Raw genomic sequence first — 13,455 nt, 5'->3', positions numbered from 1 at the left:
CAATTCTCAGGCCGGTTGTCTGGCGCTGACGAAGGCCGCAAGGCTGTCGACGCTGGCGAAATGGTTACGGGTGTCCTTTGCATCGGCGTCTATCTTGATGCCGTAGCGTTTCTGGATGGCCAGGCCCAGTTCCAGTGCATCGACCGAATCCAGGCCCAGGCCTTCGCCGAACAGGGTCATGTCGTTGCCGATGTCTTCGGGGGTGATGTCTTCGAGGCCCAGGGCATCGATGATCAGCAATTTAATGTCCTGGTGCAGATCGCTCATCTGAGGCGAGCTCCTTGGTGAAATAGTCATGCAGGTAATCGTTGAGCTTGCGGGACGCTACGGGTGGTGGGCCGAGCGCACTGAAGGCATTGGGGTCTATATCGGCGCCGACGCACAAACTGAAGTGCACACGGCGCTGGGGAATGCGATACCAGGGTTCGGCCTTGGTCAGGGTTGTCGGATGGACCTTGATGGTCACCGGCGTGATCATGCTCGCGCCCCGCAGCGCAATGGCCGCCGCGCCGCGGTGAAAGACCGGCGGCTGGCCGGGCTGGGTGCGCGTGCCCTCCGGGAATATGATCAATGTCTGGCCGCTTTGCAGGCGCTCCACGGCGGCGTCGAGCATGTCCATGCTGCCGTCGTTGCTGATGTAGCCGGTCGAGCGCACCGGGCCGCGGGTAAACGGGTTTTCCCAGAGGCTGCGCTTGACCACGCAGTTGGCGTCACGCACCAGCCCGATCAGGAACACCACATCGATCAGCGACGGGTGATTGGCGATGATCATCTGGCCGGGACGTCCCAGCTTTTCTGCGCCCCGAACCTCGTAGGTCAGCACGCCCATGCGCGCCATTATGCGGATGAAGCGCCAGAACAGTCGGCTGATGGTGCGCCGGGCGCGGCATTGATGACTGGCGGCGCTGCCGGGCAGGCAATCGAGTACCGGAAAAACGAACAGTCGCAGGCACAGGCCGCTCATCCCGAACAGGGCAAAGCTGATGCCGGTTGCCAGCAGCCGCCAGTAATAAGCGTCACGGCCTTTCTTCAGTGGTTGCGTTGCCAGTTCCATAACCGGTTATTCCAGGGGTGCAGGCAGGCGGATTGATCAGTGTGCAAGGCTTGCAGCAGGTTCAGCGCATGGGGCCACTGAGTCCGCTCTGTGCCTTGCGTATCGGTGTTCAGAGACAATTGCCATTCATTGCCGGGCGTCAGCAGTAAGCCGACGGCGTAAGGGAACGGCACGTCATCAATCCATTGGGCATAGGCTTGCGGTGGTTGCTCTTCTGTCACCACCAGCAGCACGGCTTCGGCTCCTTCAGCCAGCAGCGCCGCTGCCTCGAATGCTCCATATTCCAGGCCATCGCCTGCGGCTGCCAACGCCGTCATTTCACTGGTTTCGCCACGCATGATCGACCACAGACCAATCACTGCGTTATGTACCGACAAACTGAATTGCGTGGGTGAAAGCGGTTCTTCTGCGGCCAGGTCACGCAGAATTTCGAATGTTCTCGGGGTTTCGCCGTGGCGCGAGACGAACACCAGCGGCACGCGCCCGTAGCCTTCGGTCAATGGCCAGCCCACCGCAAACGCCATGCGCGCCATGCGACCAAGCCGTCGGCGTTGCATGGCGGGAAGAAAAGACACGTCCGGCGCTGCGTCACTGGTTTCCAGCAGCGTCGGGTTCAGGCTCCATTGTCGCCAGTCGTCCGCGCTCGCCAGGCCCGGTGCCCAGGCTTGCCATCGTGCAATATTGAAGGTGATCAAGACTTCTCTTCCCGCCCCTGCGGGCATGTTTCTCACTACATCGATATCAGGTCGATATCAGCCTGGGTGCGGTAATTGACTGAGTGCGCGCATTATCCCGATGGGGCTCGTTACTAGCAAATTTGTTACATAAAAACCGTTTACAGACGTGTATTTTAAGGTTCAAGTCGCATTTTTGATGACAAACAGGCAGAGGTGCTTTGCTGTAACCTCACGGTTGTCATCTGCAGTGCCTAGACTCGACCGATCCTGAGGTCTTTATCGGCCACTCCTGCTGTTTCTTCATCTTTCAAGGAATCCAAAGCATGCGTCGCGTGGTATTCAATCAGAAGGGCGGTGTCGGCAAATCGAGCATCGCCTGCAATCTGGCTGCAGTCAGCGCTCACGAAGGCTATCGGACGCTGTTGATCGACCTCGATGCCCAGGCCAACTCGACTCAGTACCTCACGGGCCTCACGGGCGACGACATTCCGATGGGCATCGCCGAGTTCTTCAAGAACACGCTGTCGGCGGCACCGTTTGCCAAGAAAAAACACGTCGATATCTATGAAACACCGTTCGACAACCTGCACGTGGTGACCGCCACCGCCGAGCTGGCTGATCTGCAGCCCAAGCTTGAGGCCAAGCACAAGATCAACAAACTGCGCAAATTGCTGGACGAGTTGAGCGAAGATTACGAGCGGATTTACCTGGATACGCCGCCAGCATTGAATTTCTATGCGGTTTCGGCGTTGATTGCTTCAGATCGCGTCCTGATCCCGTTTGACTGCGACAGCTTCTCCCGGCAGGCGCTGTATGGGCTGATGCGCGAGATCGAAGAGCTGAAAGAAGATCACAACGAGGATCTTCAGGTTGAAGGCATCATCGTCAACCAGTTCCAGCCCAGGGCCAGCCTGCCGCAGCAGATGCTCGACGAACTGATCGCCGAGGGCCTGCCGGTGCTGCCGGTCTACCTCAACGCATCGGTGAAAATGCGCGAGTCGCATCAGGCCAACCTGCCCCTGATCCACCTCGACCCACGGCACAAGCTGACACAGCAGTTCGTTGACCTGCACCACTTGCTCGAGACCAATGCCCATCCGTGATGGGTATGTACCGCGCGTAGCGTCGCACGATAGTTGAGATTAGATGAGCTGGACGCGGAGCACTGGCCAGAAATCATCGCGGCCGGAGCACCTCGGGCGTGTAGCTGCCGTCTCTGAGTGAGCAGGCCAGATGCTCGGCATGCAGCCGCGCCGCCAAGGCAAGTTCGGTGGATATGGTGACAGCAGCGTCCATGTCGGCGTGGACGTGTTCCTGCGAGGCGCTCAGGCGGTTGCTGCCGGGTTTGCAGCCGCACTCCACTGCATGTCCCTGCGTGGCAACCGCCACCAGATCGTCGACATACGTCGGGTTGCCCTGAGCAATGAAACCGATGCTCGTGCACATCGGGCACCACACCGGATCACCCATGCGGGCAACGCGGCGCTGGTCGATGACTTCGCTTGACGACCCGCTCAGCACAAACCCGCCGGTGGTGGTTGGATCGCCTTCCCTGACTATGAACGACATGGCAGTGCTTCCTGTGGGTTCTGGAAGCCTGAAGGCTAGGCGAGAATCGGCTGCCCGATTGTGCAAAAGCCCTGTTAAAGACCGGTCCTACGCAAACATCAGCAGGGTGTTTCGCAAATGTTACGCAGTCCGGCAAAAAATGATCGCATTCCCCATCGTTACTCCAGCCGTAATGATCCGTCTCGCTGCTTGATTGATGCCTGCCGCTATCGCTCCTAAGGTGGCCCTCGACAGCAAAATCGTGGAGTGATCATGACAACAACAACTTCCCCCGACGCACGCTGGACACGTCGTCGCACCGAGAAACAGCGGCGTCTGGAGCAAGTACGGGCGCTTGCCGATGGCGTGGTGTTGCCGACCGATAAAATCGTCGCGGCGCTGGAGGCCTTGCTGGTTTCCGGTGATCGGGTGGTGCTTGAGGGCAATAACCAGAAACAGGCGGATTTTCTGTCCCGCGCGCTGGCCAAGGTCGATCCGGGCAAGGTGCATGACCTGCACATGATCATGCCCAGCGTGGGCCGCGCCGAGCACCTGGACCTTTTCGAGCAAGGCATCGCACGCAAACTGGACTTCTCGTTTGCCGGCACGCAAAGCCTGCGCATCAGCCAGTTGCTGGAAGACGGTTTGCTGGAAATCGGTGCGATACACACCTACATCGAACTGTATTCGCGGCTGGTGGTGGACCTGATTCCCAACGTGGTGCTTGCCGCAGGCTTCATGGCCGACCGGGCCGGCAACATCTACACCGGCCCGAGCACCGAAGACACCCCCGCGTTGATCGAACCGGCCGCCTTCAGCGATGGCATCGTTATCGTTCAGGTCAATCAACTGGTGGATGACGTCAGTGAGCTGCCTCGGGTGGACATTCCTGCCTCGTGGGTCGACTTCGTGGTCGTGGCCGACAAGCCGTTCTACATCGAGCCGCTGTTCACCCGCGACCCGCGCCACATCAAGCCGGTCCACGTGCTGATGGCGATGATGGCGATTCGGGGCATCTACGAAAAACACAACGTTCAGTCGCTGAACCACGGCATCGGTTTCAACACGGCTGCCATCGAACTGATCCTGCCGACCTACGGCGAGTCACTGGGGCTCAAAGGCAAAATCTGCCGCAACTGGACGCTCAACCCGCACCCGACCCTGATCCCGGCCATTGAAAGCGGCTGGGTCGAGAGCGTGCATTGTTTCGGCACCGAACTGGGCATGGAAAACTACATCGCCGCCCGCCCGGACGTGTTCTTCACCGGGCGCGACGGCTCGCTGCGTTCCAACCGGCAACTCTGCCAACTGGCTGGCCAGTACGCCGTTGACCTGTTCATCGGCGCGACCCTGCAGGTCGATGGCGACGGGCATTCCTCGACCGTCACCCGTGGGCGCCTGGCAGGTTTCGGTGGCGCGCCGAACATGGGTCATGACCCGCGTGGCCGCCGCCATGCCACCCCGGCCTGGCTGGACATGCGCCAACAGACCGAAGACGGCCCGGCTGCCTATCTGGAGCGCGGTAAAAAACTCGTGGTGCAGATGGTCGAGACGTTTCAGGAGGGCGGCAAACCGACCTTCGTCGAAACCCTTGATGCGGTCGAAGTGGCGAAGAAAAGCGGCATGCCGCTGGCACCCATCATGATCTACGGCGACGACGTCACCCATTTGCTGACCGAAGAAGGCATCGCCTATCTCTACAAGGCGCGCAGCCTGGCAGAGCGTCAGGCGATGATCGCCGCCGTGGCGGGCGTGACCGTGATCGGCTTGCGCCATAACCCGAAAGACACCGCGCGCATGCGCCGTGAGGGGCTGATTGCGCTGCCCGAAGACCTCGGTATCCGGCGTACCGACGCCAGCCGCGAACTGCTGGCCGCCAAGAGCATTGCCGACCTGGTTCAGTGGTCCGGCGGCCTCTACAACCCGCCTGCCAAATTCAGGAGCTGGTGATGAGCGCACTTCAACGGACACCGCAACCCGCTTCGCTGGCCGAACGACTGGCCGATCTGGCCGTCGATGCGTTGATCGACGAAGCCGATCTGTCGCCCAAGCCCGCGCTTGTGGACCGCTGCAGCAATGGTGCGCACACCGATTTGCACCTGGGGCTGATGCATTCTTCGGCGCTGTCGCTGTGGCCGACCTTCAAGTTGATGGCCGACGCCGCCGCGCAATTCCAGGCAGTGGGCGAGCCATTGCGGGAGGCGCTGGGGCGTCTCGGTCGTGAAGGTGAAGCCACGATGCTGCGCACCACATCAGGCGTGAATACCCACCGCGGTGCGATCTGGGCGCTGGGCCTGCTGGTGACCGCCGCCGCGCTCGACCCGCAAGACTGTGGGCCTGACGCAGTCTGCCAGCGCGCTGCCAGTCTGGCGTTGATCAAGGATCGGCAGGTGCTTGCGCAAAACAGCCATGGCAGTGAAGTGGTGCGTCGTTATGGTGTCATGGGCGCCCGCGAGCAGGCCCAGCACGGCTTTCCTGCCGTTATCCGGTGTGCCTTGCCGCAATTGCAACGCAGCCGCGCAGCCGGCAGCGGCGAGCAGAACGCCCGGCTGGATGCGCTATTGGCAATCATGACCACCCTGGCCGACACCTGCGTGCTGCATCGCGCCGGTCTTGAAGGGCTGCAGACCATGCAGAACGGCGCACAGCGCGTGCTGGACGCTGGCGGCAGTGCCAGCCTGGCCGGTCGTCGCGCGCTGAACCAACTGGATCAGCAACTGCTGGCCCTCAACGCCTCGCCTGGCGGAGCGGCTGATCTGCTCGCCGCCTGCCTGTTTATCGACGGCCTGGAGCCTGCGCTCGGCCCTGTTTCGAGGAGTGCCTGAAATGGAAACCCTGTCTTTTGAATTCCCCGCCGGACAGCCGCCCAAAGGCCGTGCGCTGGTGGGCGTGGTCGGTTCCGGTGATCTGGAAGTACTGCTGGAGCCTGGTCAGCCAGGCAAATTGTCGATTCAGGTGGTGACCTCGGTCAACGGTGCCTCGCTGCGCTGGAAACATCTTTTCGAGCGCATGTTCGATGGCCAGACCCCGCCCGCGCTGAGCATCGACATTCATGACTTCGGCGCAACGCCTGGCGTGGTGCGTCTGCGTCTGGAGCAGGGTTTCGAGGAGATCGGCCATGACTGATAACGCACGTTTGCTGAGCCAGCACAGCTTTATCGAGCTCGGTGCCCGTCAACGCGCCCGCGCCTTGCTGGATGCTGGCAGCTTTCGGGAATTGCTCGGTCCGTTCGACCGCGTCATGTCGCCCTGGCTGGCCATGCAAGGTGTCGTGCCGCAGGCCGATGACGGCGTGGTGGTTGCCAAGGGCACCGTTGATGGCCTGCCGGTAGTGATCGCGGCCATCGAAGGCTCTTTTCAGGGCGGCAGCATGGGCGAAGTCGGCGGCGCGAAAATGGCCGGTGCGCTGGAACTGGCCGCTGAAGACAACCGCAACGGCATCCCTACTGCCGCCATCGTGCTGCTGGAGACAGGCGGCGTGCGTTTGCAGGAAGCCAATCTGGGCCTGGCGGCGATTGCCGAGATTCATGCTGCGATGGTCGATCTGCGTCAGTACCAGCCGGTGATAGGTGTGGTGGCGGGCAGTGTCGGCTGTTTTGGCGGGATGTCCATTGCCGCCGGTTTGTGCAGCTATTTATTGGTGACTCAGGAAGCCCGGCTCGGCCTGAACGGACCGCAGGTGATCGAGCAGGAAGCGGGCATTGAAGAGTACGACTCACGCGACCGGCCCTTTATCTGGAGCCTGACCGGTGGCGAACAGCGTTTCGCCAGCGATCTGGTGGACGGCTTTGCTGCCGACGATGTGGCCGACATCCGCCAGCAGGTCAGCGGCTGGCTCAAGCAGGGCGTGCCGGCAACGCATCGCAGCGGTCAGTACGCGCTGTTCCTGCAACGCTTGGCCAGTCTCGACACCGAGCCACAAATCGATCCGCAGAGCGTACGCACTCTCTATCAAGGAGCCCGGCCATGAGCCATTCACAACGGGGTTTGAACTGGTTCAACGCGCTGAGCGCAGACGCGAGCGAAGTGACCGGTCTACCGGCTTCGCTCAAAGTGGCCGATGGCTTGCTGGGTGAGCAGCCGGTGCGCTTTGTGGCGGTGATTGCCGACACCAACAACCGCTTTCCTCGGGCGCGTCAGGGTGAAGTCGGCTTGTTGGAAGGCTGGGGTCTTGCCAAGGCGGTGGACGATGCCATCGAACAGGATCGCGAGCGCGCCGAAAAACGTGCGCTGATTGCGATTGTCGATGTGCCGAGCCAGGCGTATGGCCGTCGCGAGGAAGCGCTCGGCATCCATCAGGCGCTGGCCGGCGCGGTAGACAGTTACGCGCGGGCGCGGTTGGCCGGGCATCCGGTGATTGGCCTGTTGGTTGGCAAGGCGATGTCCGGCGCATTCCTGGCTCACGGCTATCAAGCCAATCGGTTGATTGCGTTGCGCGACCCTGGCGTGATGGTGCACGCGATGGGCAAGGCCTCGGCCGCCCGCGTTACCCAGCGCAGTGTCGATGACCTGGAAAAGCTCGCCGCCAGCATTGCGCCCATGGCTTACGATATCGACAGCTACGCCAGCCTCGGCCTGCTGTGGGAAACCCTGTCGGTCAGCCAGATCGAACAGCCCGCTGTGGACGACCTGACCCAGGTCCGCCAGGTGCTGAGCAGCGCGATCAAGGACGTGCAGGCCAGCGGTGTCGACCTGAGCAGTCGTCTGGGTGCCAGCAACCGTAAAGCCTCGGCGCACGTGCGCCAGTTGTTGCGGGCGCAGTGGTGATCGACAGCGCATTCGTAGTGCTGCCCCATGATTTGTTGTGGGGCATGCCGCTGTCTGCCTTGCCGGACGATGCGCCCCAATGGGCGGTCGATACGCTGCTGGCCGGGCAGCCGGTGGTAGTGCGCCGCCAGGCCATGCCAGCCGGTCAGGTGGCCGTGGGGTTGCGCGGCCGTGGGCGTGAGCAGCGCTATGCCGCGAGCATGTGGCTGACGAATGTCTATCGCCGGGTGACTCCCGAGCAACTGATCGATTGCCCGAGCGAGCATATTCAGGACTGGCCAGCGCTGCGTGCCTTGCGCCAGGTCCGCCCGGTGATGGATGCGCTGGAGCGGGTCTGGGGTGTCGGCGGCAGTGCCGGATTCGAATTGGCCAGCGGCATTGCCGCGCTGAATCAGGACAGCGATCTGGACCTGATTCTGCGCACGCCTGCGCCGTTCAGTCGCCGCTGTGCCGCCGAGCTGGTTGAAGCGCTGGCAGCATCGGTCTGCCGGGTGGATGTCCAGTTACAGCTTGATCAAGGCGCCGTGGCGCTGCGCGAATGGGCGCGGCCAGCGGGAAGGGTACTGCTCAAGACCGCCAGCGGTGCGCGACTGGTGAGTGACCCGTGGCATCTGGCCGAGGTGTGCGCATGAGCAGCCTGTGGGTGTTTCCAGGTCAGGGCGCGCAGCAGGCGGGCATGCTGCATCAGTTGCCGGATGACCCTGTGGTTCGCGATTGCCTGCAAAACGCTGCGGATGCGTTGGGTGAGGACGTACTGGCGCTGGACACCCCTCAGGCGCTGCAAGCGACCCGTGCCGTTCAACTGTGCCTGCTGATCGCCGGAGTCGCCTGCGCCCGGCTGTTGCAGGCGCGCGGCTGTGTGCCGGATTACGTCGCAGGGCTGTCCATCGGTGCCTATCCGGCAGCTGTCATCTGTGACGCGCTGGCCTTCGACGATGCCGTGCGGCTGGTCGCGCTGCGCGGCGAACTGATGCAGAGCGCCTGGCCCGAAGGTTATGGCATGACCGCTGTCATCGGTCTGGATCAGACCCAGGTCGAGGCGCTGATCGGCCGGGTACACAGCCCGGGTTCGCCGGTGTTTCTCGCCAATATCAACGCCGATAACCAGATGGTGATCTCGGGCAGCAACGAGGCCATGCGGCAGGTCGGGCAACTGGCCAAAGCGGCTGGCGCTGCCGCCATCAAGCGCCTCGCAGTCAGCGTGCCATCGCATTGCGCCTTGCTGCAAGCGCCAGCGCAGCAACTGGCCGAGGCTTTTTCCAGCATCGAGCTGAAAGCGCCGAAGGTGCGCTACCTCAGCGGCAGCACGGCGCGCCCAGTGCTGAACGCCGAAAAGCTGCGTGACGACCTGGCGTTCAACATGTGCCGGGTCATCGACTGGCGCAGCACCGTGGAAACCGCCTACGAGCGCGGTGTGCGCCTGCACATCGAGCTACCACCCGGTGCCGTGTTGACCGGCCTGGCGCGCAAGGTCTTCCAGCAAGGAACGGCGCTGGCTTTTCAGGCTGCGCGGCTGGACAGTCTTGTCGCGTTGTCGCGTGAGGAGGGTCGCCGCAGCCCATAGAGCCGCCGTGCAGCTGCTACGAAGGACAAAAACAACAACTTCAGCAATGCAAACAGAGGAATAACAACAATGATTATCTACGGTGTTGCACTACTGGCCATCTGCACGCTTGCGGGCGTGATTCTCGGTGACATGCTCGGCGTTCTGCTGGGTGTCAAATCCAACGTAGGCGGGGTCGGGATCGCCATGATTCTGTTGATCTGCGCACGCCTGTGGATGGAGAAAAACGGCGGCATGAGCAAAGACTGTGAAATGGGCGTCGGTTTCTGGGGGGCGCTGTATATCCCGGTGGTGGTCGCGATGGCTGCGCAACAGAATGTCGTCACCGCGCTGAAGGGCGGGCCTGTTGCCGTTCTGGCCGCTGTCGGTTCGGTGGTGTTGTGTGCCTGCACCATCGCCGTGATCAGCCGTACCAACCGGGGCGAGCCATTGCCCAGGGAAGAGCCGCTGCTGAGCCCGGTGATCCCTGAAATCACTCCGGCTGGAGGTCGCTGACATGTGGGATCTCATCGAAAAAGGACTGGAACACAACGGCCTGATCACCGCCTTCGCCTTCGTCGGCATCATTATGTGGGTGTCGGTGGTGCTGTCAAAACGGCTGACGTTTGGCCGCGTGCACGGCTCGGCCATCGCGATTGTCATCGGGCTGATCCTGGCCTGGGTCGGCGGCACCTTGACCGGTGGCCAGAAGGGGCTGGCCGATATCACCCTGTTCTCCGGCATCGGCCTGATGGGCGGGGCGATGCTGCGTGATTTCGCCATCGTGGCGACGGCCTTTGAAGTGCAGGCCACCGAAGCCCGCAAGGCCGGGCTGATCGGTGTGATCGCCTTGCTGTTGGGCACGATTCTACCGTTTATCGTGGGTGCGAGCATTGCCTGGCTGTTTGGCTATCGCGATGCAATCAGCATGACCACCATCGGCGCAGGCGCGGTGACCTATATTGTTGGCCCGGTGACGGGTGCTGCCTTGGGCGCGACCTCTGACGTCATGGCGCTGTCGATTGCCACCGGCCTGATCAAGGCGATTCTGGTGATGGTCGGCACTCCCATGGCTGCGCGCTGGATGGGGCTGGACAACCCGCGCTCGGCGATGGTCTTCGGCGGTCTGGCCGGCACCGTCAGCGGCGTGACTGCCGGGCTGGCGGCTACGGATCGGCGTCTGGTGCCTTATGGCGCGCTGACTGCAACGTTTCACACCGGGCTGGGCTGCTTGCTTGGCCCTTCGGTGTTGTATTTCATCGTGCGCGCTATCGTCGGTTAGTCCATGCCCGTCAGGTCGCCTGTTCCAGCAGGCGATTCGCGTACATCCGGCACTCGGCCAGCAGCGCCAGCAGGTTGGGATCGCGCTCTTTGGATTTGAGAAAGACCACGCCAATGTGTTGCTGCATCCGGTAGCGGCTTTGCAGCGGAATCAGGCGCACGCGGTTTTCATAGACCGCTGCTATGCGCCCCGGCAGCAGCGCATAGCCGACGCCGGAGCTGACCATGCTCAGCAGAGTGAAGATGTCATTCACCTGCATCGCCACCTTGGGTTCGAACCCTGCCTGCTGAAAAACCCGTACGCCGTCGCGATGGGTCGCAAAGCCTTGGGTGAGGGTGATAAACGTCGCCTCGCGCAGGTCGATCAAGTCCACTTCGTGGTGCTCGGCAAAGGGCGAGTCGGTGGGCACGGCGAGGAAGATATCGTCGGAAAACAGCGCCAGATGCTCGCAATCCGGGTCATTGGTGCTCTCGTCCAGCGACACCAGCATGGCATCGACTTCCATGTTCTTGAGCTTGTAGAGCAGGTCGATGTTCGAGCCCAGAATCAAGTCGATGTTCAGCTCGCTGCGGCGGATCTTCAGGCCCATGATCAACTGCGGCACCGTCTTGACCGTCAGCGAATACAAGGCTCCGAGCCGGAATCGCGCCGCCGAAAAGCCCGCCGCCTGACGGGTCAATTCAACCGTTGTGAGCACATCCTGCACCAGTTTCTGCGCACGCTCTTCCAGCACATAAGCGCTTTCCAGCGGCGTCAGATTGCGCCCTTCGTGCTTGAACAGCGGGCAGCGCAGGGCGCTTTCCAGTGAATGAATGGCGCGGTGCACGCTGACGTTGCTGGTCTGCAACTCTTCTGCCGCACGGGCCAGATTGCCGGTGCGCATGAAGGCCAGGAAGATTTCGAGTTTCTTGAGCGTGAGTTCGTCATCGATCTGCATGTCGTGGCGCTTGTTGTTGGTGTGAACTGATTGTGCCCTGTAATGACAGATACGTTGCTCTTTGTTTCAATAAGCCGGAGCCTCTGCAATCAGGGTTTTCTCTAGACGAGGGCAATAAGCGGATGTATTACGGAGAAAAATTCAACGCCTGGTCTCATTTGGTGGGCGCAGTGCTCGCCACCGTCGGTGCGATTTGGTTATTGGTGATAGCCAGCCTGCAGGGCGACGTCTGGAAAGTGGTCAGCATGGCCATTTATGGCGCGTGTCTGGTGACGCTGTACAGCGTCTCGACGGTGTACCACAGCGTCAAAGGCCGCTCGAAATCGATCATGCAGAAGGTCGATCACTTTTCGATCTACCTGATGATCGCTGGCAGTTACACGCCGTTCTGCCTCGTGACACTGCGCGGTGCGTGGGGCTGGACGTTGTTCGGTATCGTCTGGGGGCTGGCGCTGATCGGCATTTTACAGGAGATAAAACCCCGTTCCGAAGCGCGCATCATGTCCATCGTGATCTACGCGGTGATGGGCTGGATCGTGCTGGTGGCCGTGAAACCGTTGATCGCTGCGCTCGGCCTGGCGGGCTTCATCTGGCTGGCAGGCGGCGGCGTGCTGTACACCGTCGGCATCCTGTTCTTCGCCTACGACCAGATCCGCCACTTTCACGGCATCTGGCACCTGTTCGTGATTGGCGGCAGCTTGATGCACTTCGTGGCGATTTGTTTTTATGTGCTGTGAAAGTGGCCAGGTTCATGCCTCAATGGCTGGGTAGATGCAAATCCTTGTGGGAGCAAGCTCGCTCCCACCCCGCCGGTGTCTGACTCTGAGCGTGCAGCGCGTTTGAGGACGCATCAAATGATCAGAAATCGCCCCACAACTGCTGCGCCACGCTGAGCGCAACTACCGGGGCGGTTTCGGTGCGCAGGACTCTCGGGCCGAGGCGGGCGGCGTGGAAGCCAGCGTTTTGTGCCTGATCGACTTCTGCGTCATTCAAGCCACCTTCCGGGCCGATCAGAAAGGCCAGGCTGGCGGGTTTGGCATGGCTGGTCAGCGGTTCGGCCACCGGGTGCAGCACCAGTTTCAGGTCGGCCTCGGTGAGCTTGATCCAGTCGGCCAGCGGCATCGGTGGGTGAATGACCGGCACCACCGAGCGACCGCATTGCTCGCACGCGCTGATTGCGATCTGCTGCCAGTGCGCCTGGCGCTTCTCGGCGCGCTCGTCCTTGAGGCGCACTTCGCAACGCTCGCTGACAATTGGCGTGATCTCGCTGACGCCCAGCTCGGTCGCCTTCTGAATCGCCCAGTCCATGCGCTCGCCACGTGACAAGCCCTGACCCAGATGAATGCGCAAACCTGATTCAACCTGCCCGGCAAAGCGTTCAGTCAGTTGCACACGCACGCGTTTCTTGCCGACCTCCAGCAGCGTGCCGCTAAACTCCTGGCCTGAGCCATCGAACAGTTGCAGGGCATCGCCCTCGGTCATGCGCAGCACACGGCTGATGTAATGCGCCTGGGCTTCAGGCAGTTCGTGCTCGCCCAGGCTCAGCGGCGTTTCAGTGAAAAAGCGGGACAGTCTCATGGTGTGTCTCGGTTCCGGTGTTTGTTCTGTGATGACGCTGTCGCGGACAAGCGAAGCGTCGCCCGGTCC

At 61.7% G+C, this 13,455-nt stretch carries 17 protein-coding genes; 11 read left to right on the top strand and 6 right to left on the bottom strand.

The genetic code is table 11. The annotated features are described in order from the left end of the window. Positions 1 to 6: 6 nt before the first annotated feature. From PSPTO_RS26330 to PSPTO_RS26320, 3 genes are read right to left on the bottom strand one after another with little or no spacing between them, the layout of a single operon-like run. Positions 7 to 267, bottom strand: coding sequence for a phosphopantetheine-binding protein (locus tag PSPTO_RS26330; protein WP_002551687.1), 261 nt, complete (start codon positions 265 to 267; stop codon positions 7 to 9). Next, a complete protein-coding gene (locus PSPTO_RS26325; protein ID WP_005765436.1) occupies positions 242 to 1,054 on the bottom strand; it encodes a lysophospholipid acyltransferase family protein in 813 nt (270 codons plus the stop codon). The genes PSPTO_RS26330 and PSPTO_RS26325 overlap by 26 nt, the downstream gene beginning before the upstream one ends. Next, positions 1,030 to 1,749 (bottom strand): beta-ketoacyl synthase chain length factor, encoded by a 720-nt coding sequence (locus PSPTO_RS26320; protein WP_005765435.1) that lies wholly within the window; start codon positions 1,747 to 1,749, stop codon positions 1,030 to 1,032. The genes PSPTO_RS26325 and PSPTO_RS26320 overlap by 25 nt, the downstream gene beginning before the upstream one ends. Positions 1,750 to 2,054: 305 nt before the next feature. Here PSPTO_RS26320 and PSPTO_RS26315 point away from each other — a divergent pair, with 305 nt between their 5' ends. Then, the gene (locus PSPTO_RS26315) at positions 2,055 to 2,834 is read left to right on the top strand and encodes a ParA family protein (protein ID WP_005765433.1); all 780 of its coding nucleotides are present in this window, start codon (positions 2,055 to 2,057) and stop codon (positions 2,832 to 2,834) included. 73 nt (positions 2,835 to 2,907) lie between these two features. On the opposite strand, the gene PSPTO_RS26310 is transcribed toward PSPTO_RS26315, so the two are convergent. After that, entirely contained in the window at positions 2,908 to 3,300 is a 393-nt protein-coding gene (locus PSPTO_RS26310; RefSeq protein ID WP_005765431.1) for a PAAR domain-containing protein, read from the bottom strand. 252 nt (positions 3,301 to 3,552) lie between these two features. On the opposite strand from PSPTO_RS26310, the gene mdcA reads away from it, so the two are divergent. The 9 genes from mdcA to madM all read left to right on the top strand — a co-directional run bounded on the left by mdcA (position 3,553) and on the right by madM (position 10,871). Continuing rightward, positions 3,553 to 5,229: a malonate decarboxylase subunit alpha gene (gene mdcA / locus PSPTO_RS26305; RefSeq protein WP_005765429.1), complete on the top strand. Its 1,677-nt coding sequence runs from the start codon at positions 3,553 to 3,555 to the stop codon at positions 5,227 to 5,229. Beyond that, positions 5,229 to 6,104 (top strand): triphosphoribosyl-dephospho-CoA synthase, encoded by an 876-nt coding sequence (locus tag PSPTO_RS26300; RefSeq protein ID WP_011105305.1) that lies wholly within the window; start codon positions 5,229 to 5,231, stop codon positions 6,102 to 6,104. The genes mdcA and PSPTO_RS26300 overlap by 1 nt, the downstream gene beginning before the upstream one ends. Before the next feature lies 1 nt (position 6,105). Further along, on the top strand, positions 6,106 to 6,405 hold the full coding sequence (locus PSPTO_RS26295) for a malonate decarboxylase subunit delta (protein WP_003378783.1): 300 nt from the start codon (positions 6,106 to 6,108) through the stop codon (positions 6,403 to 6,405). Further along, the gene (locus PSPTO_RS26290) at positions 6,398 to 7,249 is read left to right on the top strand and encodes a biotin-independent malonate decarboxylase subunit beta (RefSeq protein ID WP_011105304.1); all 852 of its coding nucleotides are present in this window, start codon (positions 6,398 to 6,400) and stop codon (positions 7,247 to 7,249) included. Before PSPTO_RS26295 ends, PSPTO_RS26290 begins: the two co-directional genes overlap by 8 nt. After that, positions 7,246 to 8,046 carry a biotin-independent malonate decarboxylase subunit gamma gene (mdcE, locus tag PSPTO_RS26285; RefSeq protein ID WP_005765423.1) on the top strand — a complete coding sequence of 267 codons (801 nt, stop codon included), beginning with the start codon at positions 7,246 to 7,248 and terminating at the stop codon, positions 8,044 to 8,046. Before PSPTO_RS26290 ends, mdcE begins: the two co-directional genes overlap by 4 nt. Further along, complete coding sequence (locus PSPTO_RS26280; protein ID WP_046463872.1) at positions 8,040 to 8,678, top strand: malonate decarboxylase holo-ACP synthase; 639 nt, start codon at positions 8,040 to 8,042, stop codon at positions 8,676 to 8,678. The genes mdcE and PSPTO_RS26280 overlap by 7 nt, the downstream gene beginning before the upstream one ends. Next, complete coding sequence (gene mdcH / locus PSPTO_RS26275) at positions 8,675 to 9,610, top strand: malonate decarboxylase subunit epsilon (RefSeq protein WP_011105302.1); 936 nt, start codon at positions 8,675 to 8,677, stop codon at positions 9,608 to 9,610. The genes PSPTO_RS26280 and mdcH overlap by 4 nt, the downstream gene beginning before the upstream one ends. A 69-nt stretch (positions 9,611 to 9,679) precedes the next feature. Further along, a complete protein-coding gene (gene madL, locus PSPTO_RS26270; protein WP_005765417.1) occupies positions 9,680 to 10,105 on the top strand; it encodes a malonate transporter subunit MadL in 426 nt (141 codons plus the stop codon). A gap of 1 nt (position 10,106) precedes the next feature. Further along, positions 10,107 to 10,871, top strand: coding sequence for a malonate transporter subunit MadM (gene madM, locus PSPTO_RS26265; protein ID WP_005765415.1), 765 nt, complete (start codon positions 10,107 to 10,109; stop codon positions 10,869 to 10,871). A 10-nt stretch (positions 10,872 to 10,881) separates the two neighbouring features. Here madM and PSPTO_RS26260 read toward each other — a convergent pair whose 3' ends face one another. Further along, positions 10,882 to 11,808 carry a LysR family transcriptional regulator gene (locus PSPTO_RS26260; RefSeq protein WP_011105301.1) on the bottom strand — a complete coding sequence of 309 codons (927 nt, stop codon included), beginning with the start codon at positions 11,806 to 11,808 and terminating at the stop codon, positions 10,882 to 10,884. Between the two features lie 122 nt (positions 11,809 to 11,930). On the opposite strand from PSPTO_RS26260, the gene PSPTO_RS26255 reads away from it, so the two are divergent. Next, positions 11,931 to 12,545 carry a PAQR family membrane homeostasis protein TrhA gene (locus PSPTO_RS26255; RefSeq protein ID WP_005765411.1) on the top strand — a complete coding sequence of 205 codons (615 nt, stop codon included), beginning with the start codon at positions 11,931 to 11,933 and terminating at the stop codon, positions 12,543 to 12,545. 121 nt (positions 12,546 to 12,666) lie between these two features. On the opposite strand, the gene PSPTO_RS26250 is transcribed toward PSPTO_RS26255, so the two are convergent. Then, positions 12,667 to 13,386: a 16S rRNA (uracil(1498)-N(3))-methyltransferase gene (locus PSPTO_RS26250; RefSeq protein ID WP_011105300.1), complete on the bottom strand. Its 720-nt coding sequence runs from the start codon at positions 13,384 to 13,386 to the stop codon at positions 12,667 to 12,669. Between the last annotated feature and the right edge of the window lie 69 nt (positions 13,387 to 13,455).

The organism is Pseudomonas syringae pv. tomato str. DC3000, from assembly GCF_000007805.1.
GTDB classification, from domain to species: domain Bacteria; phylum Pseudomonadota; class Gammaproteobacteria; order Pseudomonadales; family Pseudomonadaceae; genus Aquipseudomonas; species Aquipseudomonas avellanae.
Note: the sequence above shows the minus strand (reverse complement) of the source record. Positions and strands in the feature narration are given on the sequence as shown.